The following is a 19,754-nucleotide window of genomic DNA, read 5'->3' as shown; positions in this document are numbered from 1 at the left end:
GAATCCAAAAAGAAGTTAAATATAAAAAGTTAGATATAAAAATAGAAGGAATGACATGTCAATCATGTGCAAAAGCAGTAGAAAGAAGTATTAAAAAATTAGATGGGATTGAAAGCGTAAATGTAAATATAGCAACAGATAGAGCTACAGTAGAATATGATGAATTAAAAGTTAAACGTGGACAAATAAAAGGTGCAGTTGAAAAAGCAGGATATAAAGTTGCTGACGAAGCAAAAAAGCTAGATATAAAAATAGAAGGAATGACATGTCAATCATGTGCAAAAGCAGTAGAGAGAAGTATTAAAAAATTAGAAGGAATAAAAAGTGTAAATGTAAATATAGCAACAGATAAAGCTACAGTAGAATATGATAAATCTAAAGTTAGAGTTTCACAAATTAAATCTGCAATTGAAAAAGCAGGATATAAAGTTGCAGATGAAAGCAAGAATGAAGACATAGATGAGGATAGATTAAGAAAAGAAAAAGAGTTAAAAGTTTTAAAAACTAAACTTATAATAGCTATGGTATTTGCAATACCTTTATTCTATATAGCTATGGGACCGATGGTGCCAGCTCCTTTTGGACCATTACCTGTTCCAAGTATAATAGACCCTATGTCTAATACACTAAATTATGCTTTAATTCAATTATTACTAGTAATACCTATAGTTGGGGCAGGATATAAGTTTTATGTTAATGGTATAAAGGCAATGATTACAAAAAGCCCTAATATGGATTCATTAGTAGCTGTAGGTACTTTAGCAGCGCTTTTATATAGTATATATACAACAATACAGCTAGCTAGTGGCGAACTAGTACATATGAATGGACATCATCATCAACTATATTATGAAAGTGCAGGAATAATAATAGCATTAATATTACTTGGGAAATATTTAGAGTCAAGATCTAAAGGAAAAACATCGGAAGCAATTAAAAAGCTTATGGGTCTTCAACCTAAAACTGCAATAGTAGTTAAAAATAATGAAGAAGTTGAAATACCAATAGATGAAGTTGAAGAAGGCGATATAATAGTAGTTAAACCAGGTAGTAAAATACCTGTAGATGGTATAGTAGTAGAAGGCCATACCTCAGTTGATGAATCTATGTTAACTGGAGAAAGTATGCCAGTAAGCAAAAAAATAGGGGATAGAGTTACAGGAGCTAGTATAAATAAAAATGGTAATATAAGATTCAAAGCAGATAAAGTTGGTAATGATACAACTTTAGCACAAATAATAAAATTAGTTGAAGATGCACAAGGAAGTAAAGCTCCTATAGCAAAATTAGCAGATACGGTATCTGGATATTTTGTACCAGCAGTTTTATTAATTGCAGTAATTAGTGCATTAGCATGGTATTTTATAGGTGGAAAAGATGGAGTATTTTCACTTACAATATTTATATCTGTATTAGTTATAGCATGTCCATGTGCATTAGGGCTTGCGACTCCAACAGCTATAATGGTTGGAACTGGAAAAGGTGCAGAAAATGGAATATTAATAAAAGGTGGAGAGGCATTAGAATCTGCACATAAAGTAAATACTATTATATTTGATAAAACAGGTACTATAACAGAAGGAAAGCCTGTTGTAACAGATATAATAACTAAAAATGATATAAGTATTGAAAAACTTTTACAAATAGCAGCAAGTGCTGAAAAAGGTTCAGAACATCCACTAGGAGAAGCTATTGTAAAAAGAGGAGAAAGTGATAAGATTGAATTCTTAAATGTAGAAAACTTCAACGCTATAACAGGTCATGGTATAGAAGTTACGATAGACAAACAAAATGTATTACTTGGTAATAAAAAACTTATGGATGATAGAAACATAAAATTAGAAGATTTACAAGTTTCATCAGACAATTTAGCAGGTGAAGGAAAAACACCTATGTATATAGCTATAGATAATAATATAGCAGGAATAATAGCTGTTGCTGATATTGTAAAAGAAAGTAGCAAAAATGCAGTAGAAAAATTACATGAAATGGGAATACAAGTAGCGATGGTTACAGGTGACAACAAAAAGACAGCTAATGCAATAGCTAAACAGGTTGGTATAGATATAGTTTTAGCCGAAGTATTGCCTGAAGATAAAGCTAATGAAGTTAAAAAACTTCAAGATAAAGGGAATTTTGTTGCTATGGTTGGGGATGGAATAAATGATGCTCCAGCTTTAGCAAAAGCTGATATTGGTATAGCAATAGGAAATGGAACAGATGTTGCTATAGAATCTGCAAGTATAGTTTTAATGAAGAGTGATTTAATGGATGTTCCAACTGCAATAAAACTAAGCAATGAAACTATTAAAAATATAAAACAAAATTTATTTTGGGCATTTGGATACAATACTGTAGGTATACCTGTAGCAGCAGGAGTATTATACTTATTTGGAGGACCATTACTAAATCCGATGATTGCAGCTGCAGCAATGAGTTTAAGTTCTGTATCGGTTGTAAGTAATGCATTAAGACTTAGAAACTTTAAAGCTTATAAGTAATAAGGAATTAAATAGGTTATAATGAATATCGGATATAAGTGTAATATGGAAACTTATATCCGATATTTTGTAGTATTTATAGAATTTTGTAACTTCTATATAAATAAAATAATATATTGTAATAGTAAATAAATATTTATTTACTATTACAATATATTATTTTTGAGGTGATACAATGAACTGCCGACATAAACATCAAGATAAATGCAGTTGTAATTGTAATGATAAAGTTCCTTATGGATTTTACGGTAATAACAAATGTATTTTATATGAAGATTATACTGATATAAAAAAAGCCTTATGGCTATTTAAAGGTAAAAAAATCCAGATAATAACAGGGGCTACTCCTCCTGCTGCAAAACCTCCTAATATAACAGGTAAACTTATACATGTTGATGATAAGATTCTTAAGCTTAAACTTAAATCGGAGCATGATGACTCAACTAAAGAAGGAATCTATTTCTTGAAGTCAATTATAGGATTTATTCCTTTAGAGGACGAAGAGGATGGTGGGTGTGGTAAAGAAAAAGATCCTATGAGTTCTTTACTTACTAAATATATAGGGGAACGTGTTAATCTTTTAGTTGCTAATACTTCTTCAACTACTACAGGTTCTGATGTGAAAGGTATTATATTAGAAGTAAATAATGATTTTGTAAAAATACAACTTGACCAAACTACACCTACAACAAATCCACTTATAGCAACATATTCACTATCTCAAGTTACTGGTGTGATTGGGCTTTCATCTAAAACTACAGGAGGTAAAGGTGGTAGTTCCAAAGGAAAGGTAACAGTTCAAGTAACTATTGATTGGGAAGGTAGTGACGATCATCCAGAAGAAGTAAATGTTAATTTTATAAGAGAAGATGTTATAACAACTATACCTACAATTAATGGAGTTGCAACTTTTTCTTGTGAACCAACAGGAAGTTTGATTATACAAGGAGAAGATATTGCAGGATTTATTACTCCTACTAAAGAGATTAGATTATCTGGTAATGTGCCTTTTGTTTTTGAAACACTTGATTATATCGCCGATGATGTACCTGTTACTGGTGTATTAATTTCGCCATCTCATCTAAGACTTCTTCTTAATGATAAATTTAAATTAGATGCTCAAGTTCTTCCTCTTAATGCTAGCAATCAAGAAATTACTTGGAAATCTAATAATGAGGAATTTATATCTGTTGATTCTAATGGAGTTGTAACAGGAAATTTTCAAGGTAGTGCTACTATAACTGCTAAAAGTGTAGAGGATGAGTCTTATTTTGCTAAAGCAACTGTAGATGTATTGACTATTGATAGTATTATTGATAAGTCTGATATAAATGCTATTTTAGGTGAAGTTATTTTACTTCCTGATACAGTAAATGTTAAACTAAGTGATTCTTCTATTATGACTTTGCCTGTAACTTGGAAATATAACAATGAAGATGTTGGGGCTACATTTACTCCAATCGATTCGACTACTTCTGAATATACCTTAATAGGCATAGTGGATAAAACAACTCTTACTGCTTCTTTAAATATCATAGTTGATACTAATGCTCAAGCAATATCAGTTACTGGGTTAAGTTTAAATATTATTTCAACTTCTATTCATATAGGTGAGAGTACAACTATAATTCCAATTGTTGAACCTGATAATGCTACTACAAAAGATGTTACTTTCGAATCTTTAGATAGTTCTGTGGCAATAGTTTCTGATAGTGGTGTTGTTAAAGGTGTATCCACTGGATTTACAACTATAGTGGTTACAACTGTAGATGGAAATTTTAAAGCTTACTGTATAGTTTCTGTATCTATGGTTCCTGAAATAGACCTTATTTATTCTGTAGAAACGGTATATGATTCTTATGAGGATGTTGAAATTAATGTTGAAAATCTTATAGCTGCTCGTGTAACTTCAAAAAATAAATATTATATTAAAGTCGAGCAAACTGGCGGTTCCTCAATTGTTGGAGAAGGTGAGATATATCTTGAGCCAGGTATGACTACATTTAAACCTTATTATCATACAACATTCACTCCAATTCCTAACTATAATAATCAATATTTCCTATATATGAGCACTGATAAGGATTTTCCAAAATCTGACGAGCAAACTCTTTCAACTAACTTTAAAATTGGTTCTCCAGTACCAACTGTTGATCCAGAAGATATTAAAGTTGATTTAGAGATAATAGGAGGATATTTAGATAATAATCCTTCTGATATTATTTTTATACTTGCTAGAGAACTTGATAAAGCTATTGAAGATATTACATGGGAAGACTACGTTGTTGATTTAAATGATGATGAAATAGAATTTACAGATGAAGTTAAATTAAAAGGTAAAACAGATATGAATGGAATAGTAATATGGGAAAAACCTAAAGAATCTCTTAAAATTGGTGGATATGTATTGCTAGAGGTTACACCTAATGGATATATTGACAATCTTAACCTTATAAATCCAGACTCTAGTGACGAAGAATTAATAAAGAGTGTGCATCTTACTCGTGATGGTATAATTGTTAGACATATTATTAATACTTTTACTGGGGTATAAATTTCTAAAAAATACATTGTATGGGTACAATTGATATTGAGTATTTTAAATGCTTTCCCTATAATGAATGATATAAGATATCGGAATATAGGGGAGGTAAAAAAATGAATAATAAAACTAGACAAACAGTACTAAATGGATTATTAATAGCTTTAGTATGTATAGCGACAATGACTATCCAAGTACCTACACCAGGAACGAATGGATATGTAAATATAGGAGATAGTATAATATTTATTTCATCAATACTATTTGGACCAATACCAGGAATGATTGCAGGTGGAATTGGATCTGCATTAGCAGACATCTTAAGTGGATATACACACTGGGCGATATTCACGCTTGTTATAAAAGGTCTTGAAGGATATGTGGTAGGTATTATTATAAGAAATCACAGTAATCTTTTAAAAGAAATATTTGCTATGGCTATAGGAACTATAGTTATGGTATCTGGGTACTTTGTTGCAGGAATAGTTTTAGAAGGAAGTGCAGCAGTTTCTGCCGCATCTATACCATCAAATTTAATTCAAGGAATAATAAGTATGTGTATAGCGGTTTTACTAGCATACTCTTTAAATAAAGTAAAGTATGTAAAATCATTTAGAGCACATTCCTAAAAAATAATAATTATAGATTCTAAATTTTTTTAATGGCTATATCAGACTGATATAGCCATTTTTTACATTTAAGTAAATTACGATTCAAGAAGATATTGGTATAACTATACTTTAATAGTTATGCCAATATCTTCTTGAAAATAAAATATGACATATAAAATTAAATTATTAAAATTGTTTTTATCTATATTGACAAATAAATACATAGAAATTAACAATTTTACATATTTGCAGACTTTTCTTAAAATAAGAATGGAATAGATAAAGGGGAATAGCTATGTATGTTATAAATTTAAAGGGGGCTTAATAGAACTATGAAAAATGAAAAAAACAATTCTTTAAAAAAGAAAAATGGGAGCATAATTGCACTATTACCTATTGGAGTATTTTTAATCCTGTTTTTAGGCAGTGGAATTTTAACTGGAGATTTTTATAAGATGCCAGCATTGACAGCATTTGTAATTGCTGCAGTGGTAGCTTTTATGATAAACCCTAAAGAATCTTTAGATACAAAGATGGAAGTATTTTGTAAAAGTGCAGGAGATAGCAACATATTAATAATGATAGTAATATTTTTATTAGCAGGTGCATTTGGGAGTGTAGCTAAAGCAATGGGAGGCGTTGATTCAACTGTAAACTTAAGTTTAGCGATATTACCAGCAAATTTATTGGTACCAGGATTATTTTTAATAGTATGTTTTATATCGACATCAATGGGAACATCGGTTGGAACAGTTTCTGCACTGACACCTATAGCGATTGGTATTTCTCAGAAAACGGGAATATCATTAGAATTATTAGTTGCAATAATCGTTGGAGGAGCTATGGTAGGAGATAGCTTATCTATGATATCTGATACAACTATAGCGGCTGCAAGTACACAAGGGTGTCAAATGAAAGATAAAGTAAAAATGAACTCTTTTGTAGTAATACCAGCAGCAATTGTAAGTTTTATAATAATATGTGTAATGACATCTGGGGCAGGGGCAGTAACTGAATCAGGCTCATATGAAGTTATAAAAGTTGTACCGTATATAGCAGTATTAGTTGGAGCATTAGCTGGAGCAAATGTATTCTTAATACTAGCAGGAGGAGTTTTATTTGCAGGGCTAATAGGGTTATTTACAGGTACTATGGATATGTGGCAGTTTATAGATGCAATATCTGAAGGCATGGCAGGTATGCAAGAATTATGTATCTTGGTAATAGTAGTAGGTGGAGTTATTGGGTTAATCAAACATAATGGAGGAATAGACTTTGTACTTAACTTCATTACAAGTAAGATAAAAAGTCCAACTGGTGCTAAACTAGGTATAGCAATGCTTGCAAGCATAATAGATTTATGTACGGCAAACAATACAATAACAATAATAACTGCTGGACCTTTAGCTAAAGAGGTCGGAGAAAAGTATAATCTAGACCCAAGAAAACTAGCAAGTATATTAGATATGTTTTCATCATGTTGGCAAGGTATGATACCTTATGGAGCTCAAATTTTAACTGCAGTTGGTATAGCTGGGGTTTCATCTGTAGGAGTAATAAAATATTTATACTATCCTATATTTTTACTAGCATTTGCAACTATTTCTTTATTTATTGATTATCCAAAAGTAAAAAATAAAAAATCAAATATAAAAAAAGAAATAAAAGCTAGTTAAATTTCTATGAAAAATTATTACGAATATTAAAACAATTGTTTTTATCTATATGTATGTATCATATTATTGAAATTAACAATTTTACATACTTTAACAATTTTCATAAAATATAGCTTGAGATTATAAAATATATTTTTTATTACTAAGGGGGACTAATAAATGAAAATTTCAACAAAATTAATATCGTTAGGGTTGATTAGTACGATGTTATTTTCAGTAGGATGCTCATCGAAAGATGCTACAGAAGATAACAAAAATGTAAAGTCAACATCTAGTGGAAATTCCATAACATTAGTTGTTGGGGCTAATCCTCAAACTACTAATCCGCTATATGCTAATGATAGAGCATCTATGACACTTATGAATGCTATATATTCACCGCTATATGTTACTGACAAGGAAGGCGAAACGTTTTACTTGGCTGAAAAGGTTAATGTATCAGAGGACTATTTAACTTACAAGGTTAAATTAAGAGATAATTTAAAATGGCATGATGGAAAACCATTAACTTCAGATGACATAATATTTACATATGATACAATGATGGATAAAAATCAAAACTCTCCAAAAAGAGGTGACTTTTTAATAGGAGATAAACAAGCTGAATTAAAAAAAATAGATGATCAAAACTTTGAGGTAAAACTACCTTCTGTGTCTACATCATTTGAAAGTGTTTTAGGAGATTTAAGACCTATACCAAAACATATATTTGAAGGAGAAAAAGACATAGCTAAAAGTGAGAAAAACAACTCACCTATAGGTTCTGGTCCATATAAATTCAAAGAGTTAAAATCTGGAGAAAGTATAATTCTTGATAAAAATTCAGATTACTTTTTAGGAAATCCACATTTAGATACAGTGGCTTATAGAATAATTCAAGATAAAAATTCAGCTACTATGGCTCTTCAAAATGGAGAGATTCAAGCTGATTATATTAAAGCAAACCAAGTTGATACGGTTTCTAAAAATAAAAGTTTAGAAATAAAAACTTTTGACGAAGGTATGGTTGATAATTTAGTATTTTGCGAAGAAAATGAAGCTTTAGCAAAAAAAGAAGTTAGACAAGCTATAGCTTATGCGATAAACAAAGATGAAATAATGAAATCTGCATATGGTGGAGAAAAATATGCGAAAAAAGCATATTCATTATTTGCACCAACAACACAATACTTTACAGAAGATGTTGAAAAATATGATCAGAATAAAGAAAAATCTAAAGAATTATTAAAATCAGCAGGATATGAAAATTTAAAATTAAGATTAGGATACACTAATGGATCTAAAGAACTTGAAGCTATTTCATTAGTAATACAAAATAATTTAAAAGATATAGGTGTAAATGTTGAATTAGTTCCGCTTGAAAGAAGTGCATTTTTAAATCAATTATTTAAAGACAAAAGTAGTAGAACTTTTGATATGGCTTTAAATGGATATGTTATGGGAAGTGACCCAGCTGCATATTCATCATTATTTGTAACTGATGGATTTAATAATGTTCAAGGGTATTCAAATGAAGAAGTAGATAAGCTTTTTAAAGAAGCATCTGTTGAAACTGATAATGCTAAGAGAGAAGAATTATATAAGAAAGCACAAAAAATAGTTGTGGAAGATGTTGCATTATATCCTATAGATTATCCTAAATCTATAGTTGCGATAAACAATGAATATAAAGGTATAGACGAGGCTAAATTAGTTCCTATATATATGTTCCAAGATTTATCTAAATTAAGTAAGAAATAAAATTATAAAAAATAGAGTTGTTTCAAATTTGAAACAACTCTATTTTAAAGTAAGCGAGGTGAAAATATGAAAGAACAAATTATAAAAAGATTAGTTAATATAATTCCTATGTTATTTTTTATAACTATAATATCGTTTATTCTTATGCATTTAGCTCCAGGTGATCCATTGCAAGCGTATATATCACCAGAAATGAATGTAGATGATATAGAAAGAATGAGAGAAAGTTTAGGTCTTAATGACCCTATAATAGTTCAATATTTTAAATGGTTATTAAATACTTTACAAGGAAATTTAGGATATTCAATGGTTAGCAATAAGCCTGTACTAGACTTAATACTAGAACGATTAGGGCCTACACTATTACTATCAGGAAGTGCACTAATAATATCGCTAATAATATCTATACCAGTAGGACTTATAGCAGGATACAAAAAAAATTCCATATTAGATAATGTAATAAATGTAATTTCATATGTAGGTATATCTATACCAAGTTTCTGGTTTGCAATGATGTTAATATATGTGTTTGCAATGAAATTAAATATTTTACCAAGTGTAGGTATGAGGAGTATAGGAGTAGATACCACTAGTGATATGCTAAAACATTTAATTCTACCAGCAACTGTACTTAGTTTTTATAATATCTCTGTATATGTAAGATATATACGTTCAAGTACTATAGGGCAATTAAAAGAGGATTATGTACTTACACAATATGCATATGGAGCAAGTACTAAAGATATATTATTTAAACATGTATTAAAAAATACTTTATTACCAGTAATAACAATATTTGGGATGTCGCTTCCTGGAATGTTCACAGGAGCATTTATAACAGAAACAATATTTGGGTGGCCAGGAATGGGTCAATTAGGAGTAAATGCTATATTTGGATACGATTATCCAGTTGTTATGGGAATAACTTTAATTTCATCAACAATGCTTATAATTGGAAATTTAATAGCAGATATTTTATATACAATTATAGACCCGAGAATTAAATCATAAAGGAGGTGTAGTATATGAACGATAGAATATTAAAAAATTTAAAACTAAATTTAAAACAAAATAAATTATCAATATTAGCTATTATAATAATAATGATTTTTACATTTGCGTCATTGTGTGCATCTCTGTCTACATATGATCCAAATCAAATCGATCCAGCAAATAGACTTTTAAGACCAGATTTTAAGCACTTTTTTGGTACCGATGATATGGGGAGAGACTATTTTACAAGAGCGCTTTATGGAGGAAGAGTATCTTTAATGGTTGGATTTATGTCTATGATAATATCTACAGTAATAGGTACTATAGTTGGAGCTATTAGTGGATACTTCGGAGGAAAAATAGATGATTTTATAATGAGATGTATAGATATACTTATGTGTATACCTACATTTTTTTTGATTTTAGTTATAAATTCATATTTAGGGGCATCAGTTGTAAATTTAATATGCATAATAGGTTTTTTAGGATGGATGTCTATTGCAAGGATTGTAAGAGGTGAGACCTTATCTGTAAAAGAAAGGGAATATGTATTGTATGCAAAAGCTTCAGGAGAAAATTGCTTTAAAATAATAATTAGACATATAATACCTAGTATATTACCTACAATAATCGTTTCAGCTACTATAAATATAGCTACGTCAATATTACTAGAGTCATCACTAAGCTTTTTAGGTGTTGGTATAACTCAACCTAATGCGTCATGGGGGAGTATGCTAAAAGATGCTCAAAGTTATTTAATGGATGCTCCATATTTAGCTTTCTTCCCAGGAATGATTATATTATTGACTGTTCTTAGCTTTAATTTAATAGGGGATACATTAAGAAATGTTTTTGAAGCAAAAGCTAATGATAGGTAGGTGATATATATGAAAGAAATTTTAAATGTAAAAAACTTAAAAACCTCTTTCTTTACACAAGAGGGTGAAGTTGAAGCTGTAAGAGGAATAAGCTTTAACGTTTACCAAGGTGAAATTTTGGGGATTGTTGGAGAAAGTGGTAGTGGAAAAAGTATAACTTCTAAATCTATAATGAAAATTATACAAAAACCTGGAAAAATAGTTGATGGTGAAATAATTTTTAATAATGAGGATTTAATTAAAAAATCAGATAAAGAAATGAGAAAGATTAGGGGAAATGAAATATCTATGGTATTCCAAGATTCTATGACGGCTTTAAATCCTTTAATTACAGTAGGAAAACAAATTGGGGAGATAATATGTAGGCACCAAGGAGTTAATAAAAAACAAGCAAGGGAAAAGACAATAGAAATTTTGAGAAAGGTAGGTATTCCTTCACCAGAAACTAGAATAGATAACTATCCTCATGAATTTAGTGGTGGAATGAGACAAAGAGCTTGCATAGCGATGGCTGTAAGTTCAAATCCTAAGCTTTTAATAGCAGATGAACCAACGACAGCCTTAGACGTAACTATACAAGCCCAAATATTAAGATTACTAAAAGAACTAAATACAAACCTTGAAAGTTCTGTAATGCTTATAACTCATGATTTAGGAGTTGTATATAATACTTGTGATAGAGTTATAGTTATGTATGGAGGTAAAATAATGGAAGAAGGAACTGTTAGAGATATATTTGAGGATCCACAACACCCATATACAATAGGTCTGCTAAAATCAATTCCAAAAGGAAGAGATTCCAAAAGAAAAAGATTAGTACCGATTGAGGGAACTCCTCCTAATTTATTGAACCCTCCAAGTGGATGTCCATTTTTTGAAAGATGCAACTATAAAACGAGTATGTGTAAAGAAAGTCCAAAAACTAAGATGGTAAGTAAAACGCATAAACTATCTTGTTGGCTTTAAACAAGGAGGACATTATGAATTTAATTGAAGTCAAAAACTTGAAAAAATATTTTATTAAAAAAAATGGAATAATTAAAAAAAGTATAAAAGAGGTTAAAGCTGTAGATGATGTTAGCTTTTATATAAAAAAAGGTGAAACCCTTGGATTGGTAGGGGAAAGTGGATGTGGAAAATCTACTTTAGGAAGGGCGATAATAAGACTATACGATATAACGGATGGACAAATCTTATTTGATGGAGAAGATATATCGAAAAAAAGTGAAAAAGAATTAAAGTTATTTAGAAAGAGAAGTCAAACTATATTCCAAGATCCATATGCATCACTTAATCCAAATATGACAGTAATGGAAATAATAAGTGAGCCTTTAGATATACATACAAATTACAGTAAAAAAGAAAAGGAAGATATAGTATATGAATTACTTGAAAAGGTTGGATTAAGTAAAGAACATGTAAGCAGATACCCACATGAATTTAGTGGAGGACAAAGACAGCGTATAGGGATAGCAAGAGCACTTTCTATAAAACCTGATTTCATATTTTGTGATGAACCAATATCAGCACTAGATGTTTCTGTTCAAGCCCAGGTTATAAATTTATTAGAAGATTTGCAAGAAGAACTTGGGATTACATATTTATTTATAGCACATGACTTATCTATGGTAAGACATATTTCAGATAGAGTATGTGTAATGTATCTAGGAAAGATTGTAGAAATTGGGCGCAGTGAAGATATATATAACAATCCAAAACATCCATACACTAAGGCGCTTTTAAGTAGTATACCGAATATAGGAGTAGAAGTGGAAGAAATATTAGAAGGGGATGTACCAAGTCATTTAAATCCCCCATCAGGTTGTAGATTTAGAACTAGATGTAAGTATAGAAGTAGTATATGTAGTGAAAAAGATCCATATATGATAAAAATAGGGGGGGAACATTCTGTAGCTTGTCACAATTTAGGTAAAGTATAAAAAATAGTAACAACTATATTTCATAGTTGTTACTATTTTTAAAAATGTCGAAAAATTGAGAAAATAAAAAATAAAAAAATATTGCGGCTCTAGGAAAATGTTATTACAATTATGTTAATAATAAAAATGGTCGACAATAGACAAACGACTAAATAAAAAAGGGGGGTAACAAATGTTTAAAACTTTAGAAGATATAAATGAAAAGTTAAATGAACATGTAGCTTATAGAAATGAGTGTTTAAACTTAATAGCATCAGAAAATTATGCAAGTGAAACTGTAAGAAGTTATTTAAGTGGGGATTTTAGTAATAGGTATGGGTGTTATACAACTTTAAAGCCAGAAGAAAGAGAGTATAGTGGGAATAGATATATAAATGAATTTGAATTAGAAACTCATAAATTAGTGTTAGATATGTTTGGAGGTAAATTTGTAGATTTAAGGCCAATAAGTGGTCACATGGCTGGTATGGCTGTAGTTCTTGGAATATTAGAGCCAGGAGATACTGTAATAGAAGTATCTTTAAAAGATTGGGGGCATGGGCTTGTTGGACCTATGAGGCAAATAAGTCAGTTTGCAGAAACTATAAAGGTAGAATATATGCCTTTTGTAAATGGAGAAGTAAGTTTAGAAGGTCTAATAGAACTTTGTAAAAAAACTAACCCTAAAATGGTTATATTTGGTGGATCAGGAACGATATTTGCAGAACCAGTAAAAGAATTTAAAACATTTGCAAAAGAGTCAAATATAATAGTAGCTTATGATGCATCTCATGTAACTGGACTTATAGCAGGAAAGGTAATGAGCAACCCTATAAAAAATGGTGCAGATATAATGTTTGGAAGCACTCATAAATCTTTCCCAGGACCACAAGGTGGATTTGTAGTATCAAATGTTGAGGAATATATAGAAAAGATAGGTAATGCTCTATCTCCATCATTAGTAACAAGTCATCATTTAAATAGATTACCAGCATTTGCAGCATCTATATTAGAAATGAAAGAATATGGAGAAGCTTATGCAACTCAAATAGTTAAAAACTCAAAAGCATTAGCAAATGAATTATATAATTTAGGCTTTGATGTTATAGGTGATAAAGAAAGAGGATTTACAGATACTCACTTAATGCTAGTTGATATAGATAAGTATCCATTAGATAGAGCGCCAGGAAAATTATTAGAAGAAGCTTCTATACTATGTTCTGATGATTTTTCAGGGGAAAGTGTTCAAGTTAGAATAGGGACTCCAGAGATAACAAGAAGAGGAGCTAAAGAAGAAGATATGAAGCAAATAGCTAAATTCTTTAAAGATATAATAATAGATAAGAAAGAAGTAAGTGAAGTTTCAAAAGAGGTTAAAGAATTTGTTATAAAGTTTGATAAATTATATTATTGTTTCTAATATAAAAAGGGGGATAAGTACATGAGTAATTTAAATGAAAGATGGTTGAATTTTACAGTTGAAGAATACCATCAAAGATTAAAGAAAGTAAAAGAAAGTATGCAACAAAAGGGAATAGAAGTTTTAATAGTAACAGACCCAGCTAACATGAACTATGTAACTGGATTTGATGGGTGGTCATTTTATGTACATCAATGTGTAGTAGTAGCTACAGAATTAGAACAACCAATTTGGATAGGAAGAGGTCAAGATTCAAACTCTGCAAGACTTACAACTTGGCTAGAGAATGAAAATATATTTAATTACACAGATGATTATGTACACTCTATGACAAAACATCCTATGGAATATGTTGCAGATATTTTAATATCTAAGGGCTTAGATAAGAAAAATATAGCAACAGAAATGGATGCATATTATTACACTGCAAAGTGTCAAGAAAGATTAGAAGCATCACTTCCTAATGCAAGATTTTTAGATGGAAACAACTTAGTAAACTGGGTTAAAATAGTTAAATCTGATAATGAAGTTGAATTTATAAAAAAGGCTGCAAGAATAGTTGAAGTTGGAATGAAAGCTGCTTATGAAAATGTTGATATAGGCGTGAGACAGTGTGATGCAGCCGCAGAAGTTTATAAAGCACTAATAAGTGGAACAAAGGAATATGGAGGAGATTATGCATCTATAATACCATTAATGCCAGCAGGAAAAAGAACATCAACTCCACATTTAAGTTGGACTGATGAAGTGTATAAGGATGGAGATACAGTAATACTTGAACTTGCAGGAAACTATAAGAGATATCACTGCCCATTAGCTAGAACTATGATATTAGGTCAAAATGTTCCTCAAAAAGTTAAAGATTTAGGAAAAGTAGTTGCACAAGGTGTAAATGAAACATTAGGTAAAATAAAGCCTGGTATGACTTGTGAAGAAGTTGAAAGAGTATGGGCTAACTCAATTGCTAAAAGCGGATTTATAAAAGATTCAAGAATAGGATATTCAATGGGTCTTAACTTCCCACCAGATTGGGGTGAGCATACAGCTAGCTTAAGACCAGGAGATAAAACTGTTTTAAGAGAAAACATGACATTTCATATGATACCTGGTATATGGTTAGATGATTGTGGAGTTGAGATAAGTGAATCATTTAGAGTAACTAAAGATGGATGCGAAACTTTCACTAACTATGAAAGAACTTTACTAACTAAATAAATAATAAGTTAACGAGTAGTAAAAATACTGCTCGTTAGTTTTAAATAAAGACACCTATGTACTTAACTTAATAAAAAAGCTAAAAAATAGTATTAAATACTATTAAAGGGGAGATTATAATGAATCCGATTATAGTTTTAGAATTAATATTGTACTGTATAGGTATGATGGGTATAGGAATATATTTTAGCAGAAAGAAGTTAAGTGGAAAAGAATTTACAACAGGTGGAGGCAAAATACCAGGATGGGCATTAGCTTTTTCTGAAAGAGCAGCATGTGAATCTGTATACTTATTAATGGGTGCAACAGGGTTTGCATATACAACAGGGGTTTCAAGTATATGGTTATTTGTAGGTTCAGCAATAGGTACTATGAGTTTTTGGATATTCTTTGGAAAAGTTATAAAAAGAGATAATGAAAAATATCAAGCAACAACTCTTATTGATTATATATCTATGAAGTTTGTTAAAGATGCAAATATGATAAGAAAATGTGCCTGTTTATGTATAATAATATTTTTTATGTTTTACTTAAGTGCTCAGTTTTCAGGTGCAGGAAAAGCTTTATTTACAGTAACTGGGATGGAGCCGTTTTATGGAACAATACTTATATCTATAATAGTTGTACTATATGCAACTTTAGGTGGATTTATGTCTGTAGTATGGGCAGATGTTGTTCAAAGTATACTTATGGTAGTTACATTAGTAGTTGTGCCTATAATAGCGTTTTTAAATTTGCAAAATCAAGGAGTTGATTTAAGTCAAACATTAGCAGCTGCAGGAGAAGGTATGAATTCTTTTGTTGGAGGAAAAGAAGGTATAGCAGCATTTTTATTAGTATTTGCAAACTTAAACTGGTGTTTTACTTTCTGGGGAGGTCAACCTCAACTTACAGGAAGAATACTTGTTATGAAATCTGAAAAAGAATATAACATTAGTAGAAATATAGCTTTAGGATGGATAGCGGCAGCATATGCAGGAGCATTTTTTATAGGAATAACTGCAATTGGATTATATGGTCCTAATGCATTTAGTGATCCTGAGATGTTACTTCCGACAATGATACAAGATTTATTCCCTCCATATATAGCAGGAATATTAATAGCAGCAATAATAGCCGCTATAATGTCAACATCAGCATCTGTAATTTTAGTTTTAGTAACAACAATTACAGATGATATTTTAGTAAAATCACTTAAAAAAGATTTAACTAGTCAACAAGTCGTAAAAACATCTAGACTTGTTATATTGGGAGCTGGAATAGTAGGACTTATAATAACGATGACATCTGAAGACTTAATATACTATATAGTTAGCTGGTTTAGTGCAGGTATAGGAAGTGGATTATCAGCAACAGTTTGCTTAGGATTATTTGATAAAAAATCTACAGGTAAAGGTATAGTAGCATCTATAATTGCAGGAACTGTAGTTACTATAGTATGGATGTCTACACCACTTGAAGCAGTAGTCAGTGCTAGATTTATAACATTCTTTGTAGCTACTATTACAGGTATTATAGTAAGTAGAATAACCAGTAAACAAGAGAGTGAAGAGAGTGTACTTAATTAGTTCATGGAGGCTATAGTTTATGGAGATAAAAAGTATAATAAAAGATTATGAAAATGAAGTTATAGATTTAAGAAGAAAAATACATGAAAATCCAGAGCTTGGATATGAGGAATTTGAAACATCAGAGCTAGTATATAAATATTTAAGAAATTGTGGATTGGAAGTAGAAAAAATATGTAAAACAGGAGTTATAGCTACATTAGAAGGAAATAAAGATGGAAAAATAATTTTATTAAGAGCGGATATAGATGCACTAAAAGTTACTGAGGAAACAGATGTAGAATACAAGTCAAAAGTAAATGGAAAAATGCATGCATGTGGACATGACGCACATACAGCTATGCTTTTAGTGGCAGCTAAAATACTAAGTAAAAATAAAAAAAGTATAAATGGAACTGTAAAATTTTTATTTGAACCAAATGAAGAGGAATCAGCAGCTATAGATTTAATAAAAGAAGGTGTGTTAGAAGGTGTAGATGCTGCATCAGCAATTCACATATGGTCTCAACTAGATAGTGGAAAAATAGGTATATCTAATGGTGCAGTTATGGCAGCACTTGACGAGTTTAAAGTTACTATACATGGTAAAGGGGGGCATACAGGATCTCCACATGTGGCAATAGATCCAATAATAGCAGCAAGCAATATAATAACATCAGTTCAACAAATACAATCAAGAGAATTAGACCCAAGAGAACCTACAGTTATAATGTTTGGAAAAGTAGAAGCAGGAACTGCAAATAATGTAATACCAGAAAAAGCTGTACTAGAAGGTACTATGAGATTTTTATATAAAGATGAAGAAAATGGAAGAAAAAAGCTTAAAGAATTATTTGAAAGAATAATAAAAGGAGTTTGCTTAATTTCTAACACTAATTATGAAATAGAATATAAAAATCCAAGTCCAGCTGTAATAAATGATTCATATATGGTTGATTTAGCGAGAGAGAGTGCTAAAAAGACACTAGGAGATGAAAGTAAAGTTGTAGAATACTCATATATAGCAGGAGAAGATTTTGCAGAGTTTTCAAAGATAGTACCTAGTGTGTTTTATTTCTTAGGAAGTGGAAGTGATCATAAGCACACTAGATATCCACATCATCATCCAAAGTTTAATATAGATGAAGAAGTACTTATAAATGGAGTAGAGATGCATGTAAGAAATGCTATAACATACTTATCTAAGTAAATAAAAAAATATATAATAATAGAGGGGGATAAAAATGAATTTTTATAAATTATATATAAATGGTGAGTGGGTAGATGGAAATAGTGGCGAGTTTATAGAAATAGAAAATCCAGCTAATAAAGAAATAATAGCAAAAGTTCCTAGAGGAAACAAGGTAGATGTTGATAAAGCTGTAGCTTGTGCTAAAGAAGCTTTAAAAACTTGGCAATATGAAGATTTAGAAAATAGAGTTAATTTAATGCAAAAAGTAGTAGATGGATTAAAAGAAAATAGAGAATTATTAATAGAAACTATAACTAAAGAATTAGGATCTCCATATAAAGTATCAAGAGATGTTCATGTAGATCCATTCATACTAGAAGCTGAAAACTATATAAAAATAGCTAAAGAGTTTGAGTATGAGAAAATATTAAGCAAATCTATAATAAGAAGAGAACCTGTTGGTATAGTTGGAGGATTAACTCCATGGAATTTCCCATTAGAGCAAATAGTAAAAAAAGTTGTTCCAGCATTACTTGCTGGAAACTGTGTAGTATTAAAACCAAGTCAAATGACTCCATTAACAGCATATATATTAACTGAAATGATAGATAAGGCAGGTTACCCAAAAGGAGTATATAATTTAGTTTGTGGAAGAGGTGGAGAAGTTGGTAATGCGCTAGCTATTCATGAAGATATAGATATGATATCTTTCACAGGTTCAACAGAAGCAGGTAGAGATGTTGCAAGACTTGCACTTAATACTATAAAGAAATTAGCTTTAGAACTAGGAGGTAAATCTGCTACAATATTATTAAAAGATGGAGATTATGAATTAGGTGTTAAAGCTACACTAGATACAGTATATTTAAATGCAGGTCAAACTTGTAATGCATACACTAGGCTATTAGTTCCAAGAGAAGATTTAAAGGTAGTTGAAGACATAATATTAAAACAAACTGATGATTACAAGTTTGGAACTCCAGAAGATAAAACTGTTGATATAGGACCTTTAGCTTCTAAAAAACAATTTGATAGAGTTAAAGAGTATATAGAAATAGGTGTTAAAGAAGGTGCTAGAATATTGCTTGGAGAAGTACCAATTGATTGTGAAAATGGATATTATGTAAAACCAGTAGTATTTACTGATGTAAATAACAAAATGAAAATAGCACAAGAAGAAGTATTTGGACCGGTATTAGTTGTTATACCTTATGATAAAGAGGAAAAAGCTATAGAAATAGCTAATGATAGTATATATGGATTGGCAGGTGCGGTATTTGGACCTGAAGATAGAGCTAGAGAAGTTGCTAGAAAAATGAGAACAGGAACTGTATATGTAAATGAAGGTGAATGGGATGTAGATGCTCCATTTGGAGGATATAAACAATCAGGATTAGGAAGAGAAGGTGGAGCAGAAGGTTACTCTGAATTTTTAGAAATAAAAAGTATATATGTAAAGTAAATATTTATAAAATATATTACAATATAAGCTATTAATTATTATTATGATTTGAAAGGGG

At 30.3% G+C, this 19,754-nt stretch carries 14 protein-coding genes; all 14 read left to right on the top strand.

What is annotated here, in order from left to right:
* Positions 1-2 precede the first annotated feature (2 nt).
* Positions 3-2,501: a heavy metal translocating P-type ATPase gene (locus tag ACEXNK_RS03315; protein ID WP_373601033.1), complete on the top strand. Its 2,499-nt coding sequence runs from the start codon at positions 3-5 to the stop codon at positions 2,499-2,501.
* A gap of 175 nt (positions 2,502-2,676) precedes the next feature.
* Positions 2,677-5,055: an Ig-like domain-containing protein gene (locus ACEXNK_RS03310; protein WP_373601014.1), complete on the top strand. Its 2,379-nt coding sequence runs from the start codon at positions 2,677-2,679 to the stop codon at positions 5,053-5,055.
* A 104-nt stretch (positions 5,056-5,159) separates the two neighbouring features.
* On the top strand, positions 5,160-5,672 hold the full coding sequence (locus tag ACEXNK_RS03305; protein WP_373601013.1) for an ECF transporter S component: 513 nt from the start codon (positions 5,160-5,162) through the stop codon (positions 5,670-5,672).
* A 314-nt stretch (positions 5,673-5,986) separates the two neighbouring features.
* Positions 5,987-7,330, top strand: a complete 1,344-nt coding sequence (locus ACEXNK_RS03300; protein WP_373601012.1) for a Na+/H+ antiporter NhaC family protein — start codon at positions 5,987-5,989, stop codon at positions 7,328-7,330.
* Between the two features lie 159 nt (positions 7,331-7,489).
* Positions 7,490-9,070 (top strand): ABC transporter substrate-binding protein, encoded by a 1,581-nt coding sequence (locus ACEXNK_RS03295; protein WP_373601011.1) that lies wholly within the window; start codon positions 7,490-7,492, stop codon positions 9,068-9,070.
* Positions 9,071-9,136: 66 nt separating this feature from the next.
* Positions 9,137-10,081 (top strand): ABC transporter permease, encoded by a 945-nt coding sequence (locus ACEXNK_RS03290; RefSeq protein WP_373601010.1) that lies wholly within the window; start codon positions 9,137-9,139, stop codon positions 10,079-10,081.
* Between the two features lie 14 nt (positions 10,082-10,095).
* Positions 10,096-10,941 carry an ABC transporter permease gene (locus ACEXNK_RS03285; protein ID WP_373601009.1) on the top strand — a complete coding sequence of 282 codons (846 nt, stop codon included), beginning with the start codon at positions 10,096-10,098 and terminating at the stop codon, positions 10,939-10,941.
* Between the two features lie 9 nt (positions 10,942-10,950).
* Positions 10,951-11,907 (top strand): ABC transporter ATP-binding protein, encoded by a 957-nt coding sequence (locus ACEXNK_RS03280; RefSeq protein WP_373601008.1) that lies wholly within the window; start codon positions 10,951-10,953, stop codon positions 11,905-11,907.
* Positions 11,908-11,921: 14 nt separating this feature from the next.
* On the top strand, positions 11,922-12,881 hold the full coding sequence (locus ACEXNK_RS03275) for an ABC transporter ATP-binding protein (RefSeq protein ID WP_373601007.1): 960 nt from the start codon (positions 11,922-11,924) through the stop codon (positions 12,879-12,881).
* Between the two features lie 172 nt (positions 12,882-13,053).
* The gene (gene glyA / locus ACEXNK_RS03270; RefSeq protein ID WP_373601006.1) at positions 13,054-14,280 is read left to right on the top strand and encodes a serine hydroxymethyltransferase; all 1,227 of its coding nucleotides are present in this window, start codon (positions 13,054-13,056) and stop codon (positions 14,278-14,280) included.
* A gap of 21 nt (positions 14,281-14,301) precedes the next feature.
* A complete protein-coding gene (locus tag ACEXNK_RS03265) occupies positions 14,302-15,495 on the top strand; it encodes a M24 family metallopeptidase (RefSeq protein WP_373601005.1) in 1,194 nt (397 codons plus the stop codon).
* Between the two features lie 119 nt (positions 15,496-15,614).
* Positions 15,615-17,063, top strand: coding sequence for a sodium/proline symporter (locus ACEXNK_RS03260; RefSeq protein ID WP_373601004.1), 1,449 nt, complete (start codon positions 15,615-15,617; stop codon positions 17,061-17,063).
* Positions 17,064-17,082: 19 nt separating this feature from the next.
* Positions 17,083-18,252: a M20 metallopeptidase family protein gene (locus ACEXNK_RS03255; protein ID WP_373601003.1), complete on the top strand. Its 1,170-nt coding sequence runs from the start codon at positions 17,083-17,085 to the stop codon at positions 18,250-18,252.
* Positions 18,253-18,286: 34 nt separating this feature from the next.
* A complete protein-coding gene (locus ACEXNK_RS03250; protein ID WP_373601002.1) occupies positions 18,287-19,696 on the top strand; it encodes an aldehyde dehydrogenase family protein in 1,410 nt (469 codons plus the stop codon).
* The last annotated feature ends 58 nt before the right edge of the window (positions 19,697-19,754 follow it).

This window comes from Paraclostridium bifermentans (genome assembly GCF_964259345.1).
GTDB lineage: Bacteria > Bacillota > Clostridia > Peptostreptococcales > Peptostreptococcaceae > Paraclostridium > Paraclostridium bifermentans_B.
This window is presented reverse-complemented; position numbering and strand designations above follow the sequence as displayed.

What these genes read in the sequence shown, in the direction of transcription:
- ACEXNK_RS03300 (WP_373601012.1), top strand. Translation starts at nt 5,987, where the DNA reads ATGAAAAATGAAAAAAACAATTCTTTAAAAAAGAAAAATGGGAGCATA.
- ACEXNK_RS03285 (WP_373601009.1), top strand. Translation starts at nt 10,096, where the DNA reads ATGAACGATAGAATATTAAAAAATTTAAAACTAAATTTAAAACAAAAT.
- ACEXNK_RS03290 (WP_373601010.1), top strand. Translation starts at nt 9,137, where the DNA reads ATGAAAGAACAAATTATAAAAAGATTAGTTAATATAATTCCTATGTTA.
- ACEXNK_RS03305 (WP_373601013.1), top strand. Translation starts at nt 5,160, where the DNA reads ATGAATAATAAAACTAGACAAACAGTACTAAATGGATTATTAATAGCT.
- ACEXNK_RS03280 (WP_373601008.1), top strand. Translation starts at nt 10,951, where the DNA reads ATGAAAGAAATTTTAAATGTAAAAAACTTAAAAACCTCTTTCTTTACA.
- ACEXNK_RS03250 (WP_373601002.1), top strand. Translation starts at nt 18,287, where the DNA reads ATGAATTTTTATAAATTATATATAAATGGTGAGTGGGTAGATGGAAAT.
- ACEXNK_RS03260 (WP_373601004.1), top strand. Translation starts at nt 15,615, where the DNA reads ATGAATCCGATTATAGTTTTAGAATTAATATTGTACTGTATAGGTATG.
- ACEXNK_RS03310 (WP_373601014.1), top strand. Translation starts at nt 2,677, where the DNA reads ATGAACTGCCGACATAAACATCAAGATAAATGCAGTTGTAATTGTAAT.
- glyA (WP_373601006.1), top strand. Translation starts at nt 13,054, where the DNA reads ATGTTTAAAACTTTAGAAGATATAAATGAAAAGTTAAATGAACATGTA.
- ACEXNK_RS03265 (WP_373601005.1), top strand. Translation starts at nt 14,302, where the DNA reads ATGAGTAATTTAAATGAAAGATGGTTGAATTTTACAGTTGAAGAATAC.
- ACEXNK_RS03275 (WP_373601007.1), top strand. Translation starts at nt 11,922, where the DNA reads ATGAATTTAATTGAAGTCAAAAACTTGAAAAAATATTTTATTAAAAAA.
- ACEXNK_RS03255 (WP_373601003.1), top strand. Translation starts at nt 17,083, where the DNA reads ATGGAGATAAAAAGTATAATAAAAGATTATGAAAATGAAGTTATAGAT.
- ACEXNK_RS03295 (WP_373601011.1), top strand. Translation starts at nt 7,490, where the DNA reads ATGAAAATTTCAACAAAATTAATATCGTTAGGGTTGATTAGTACGATG.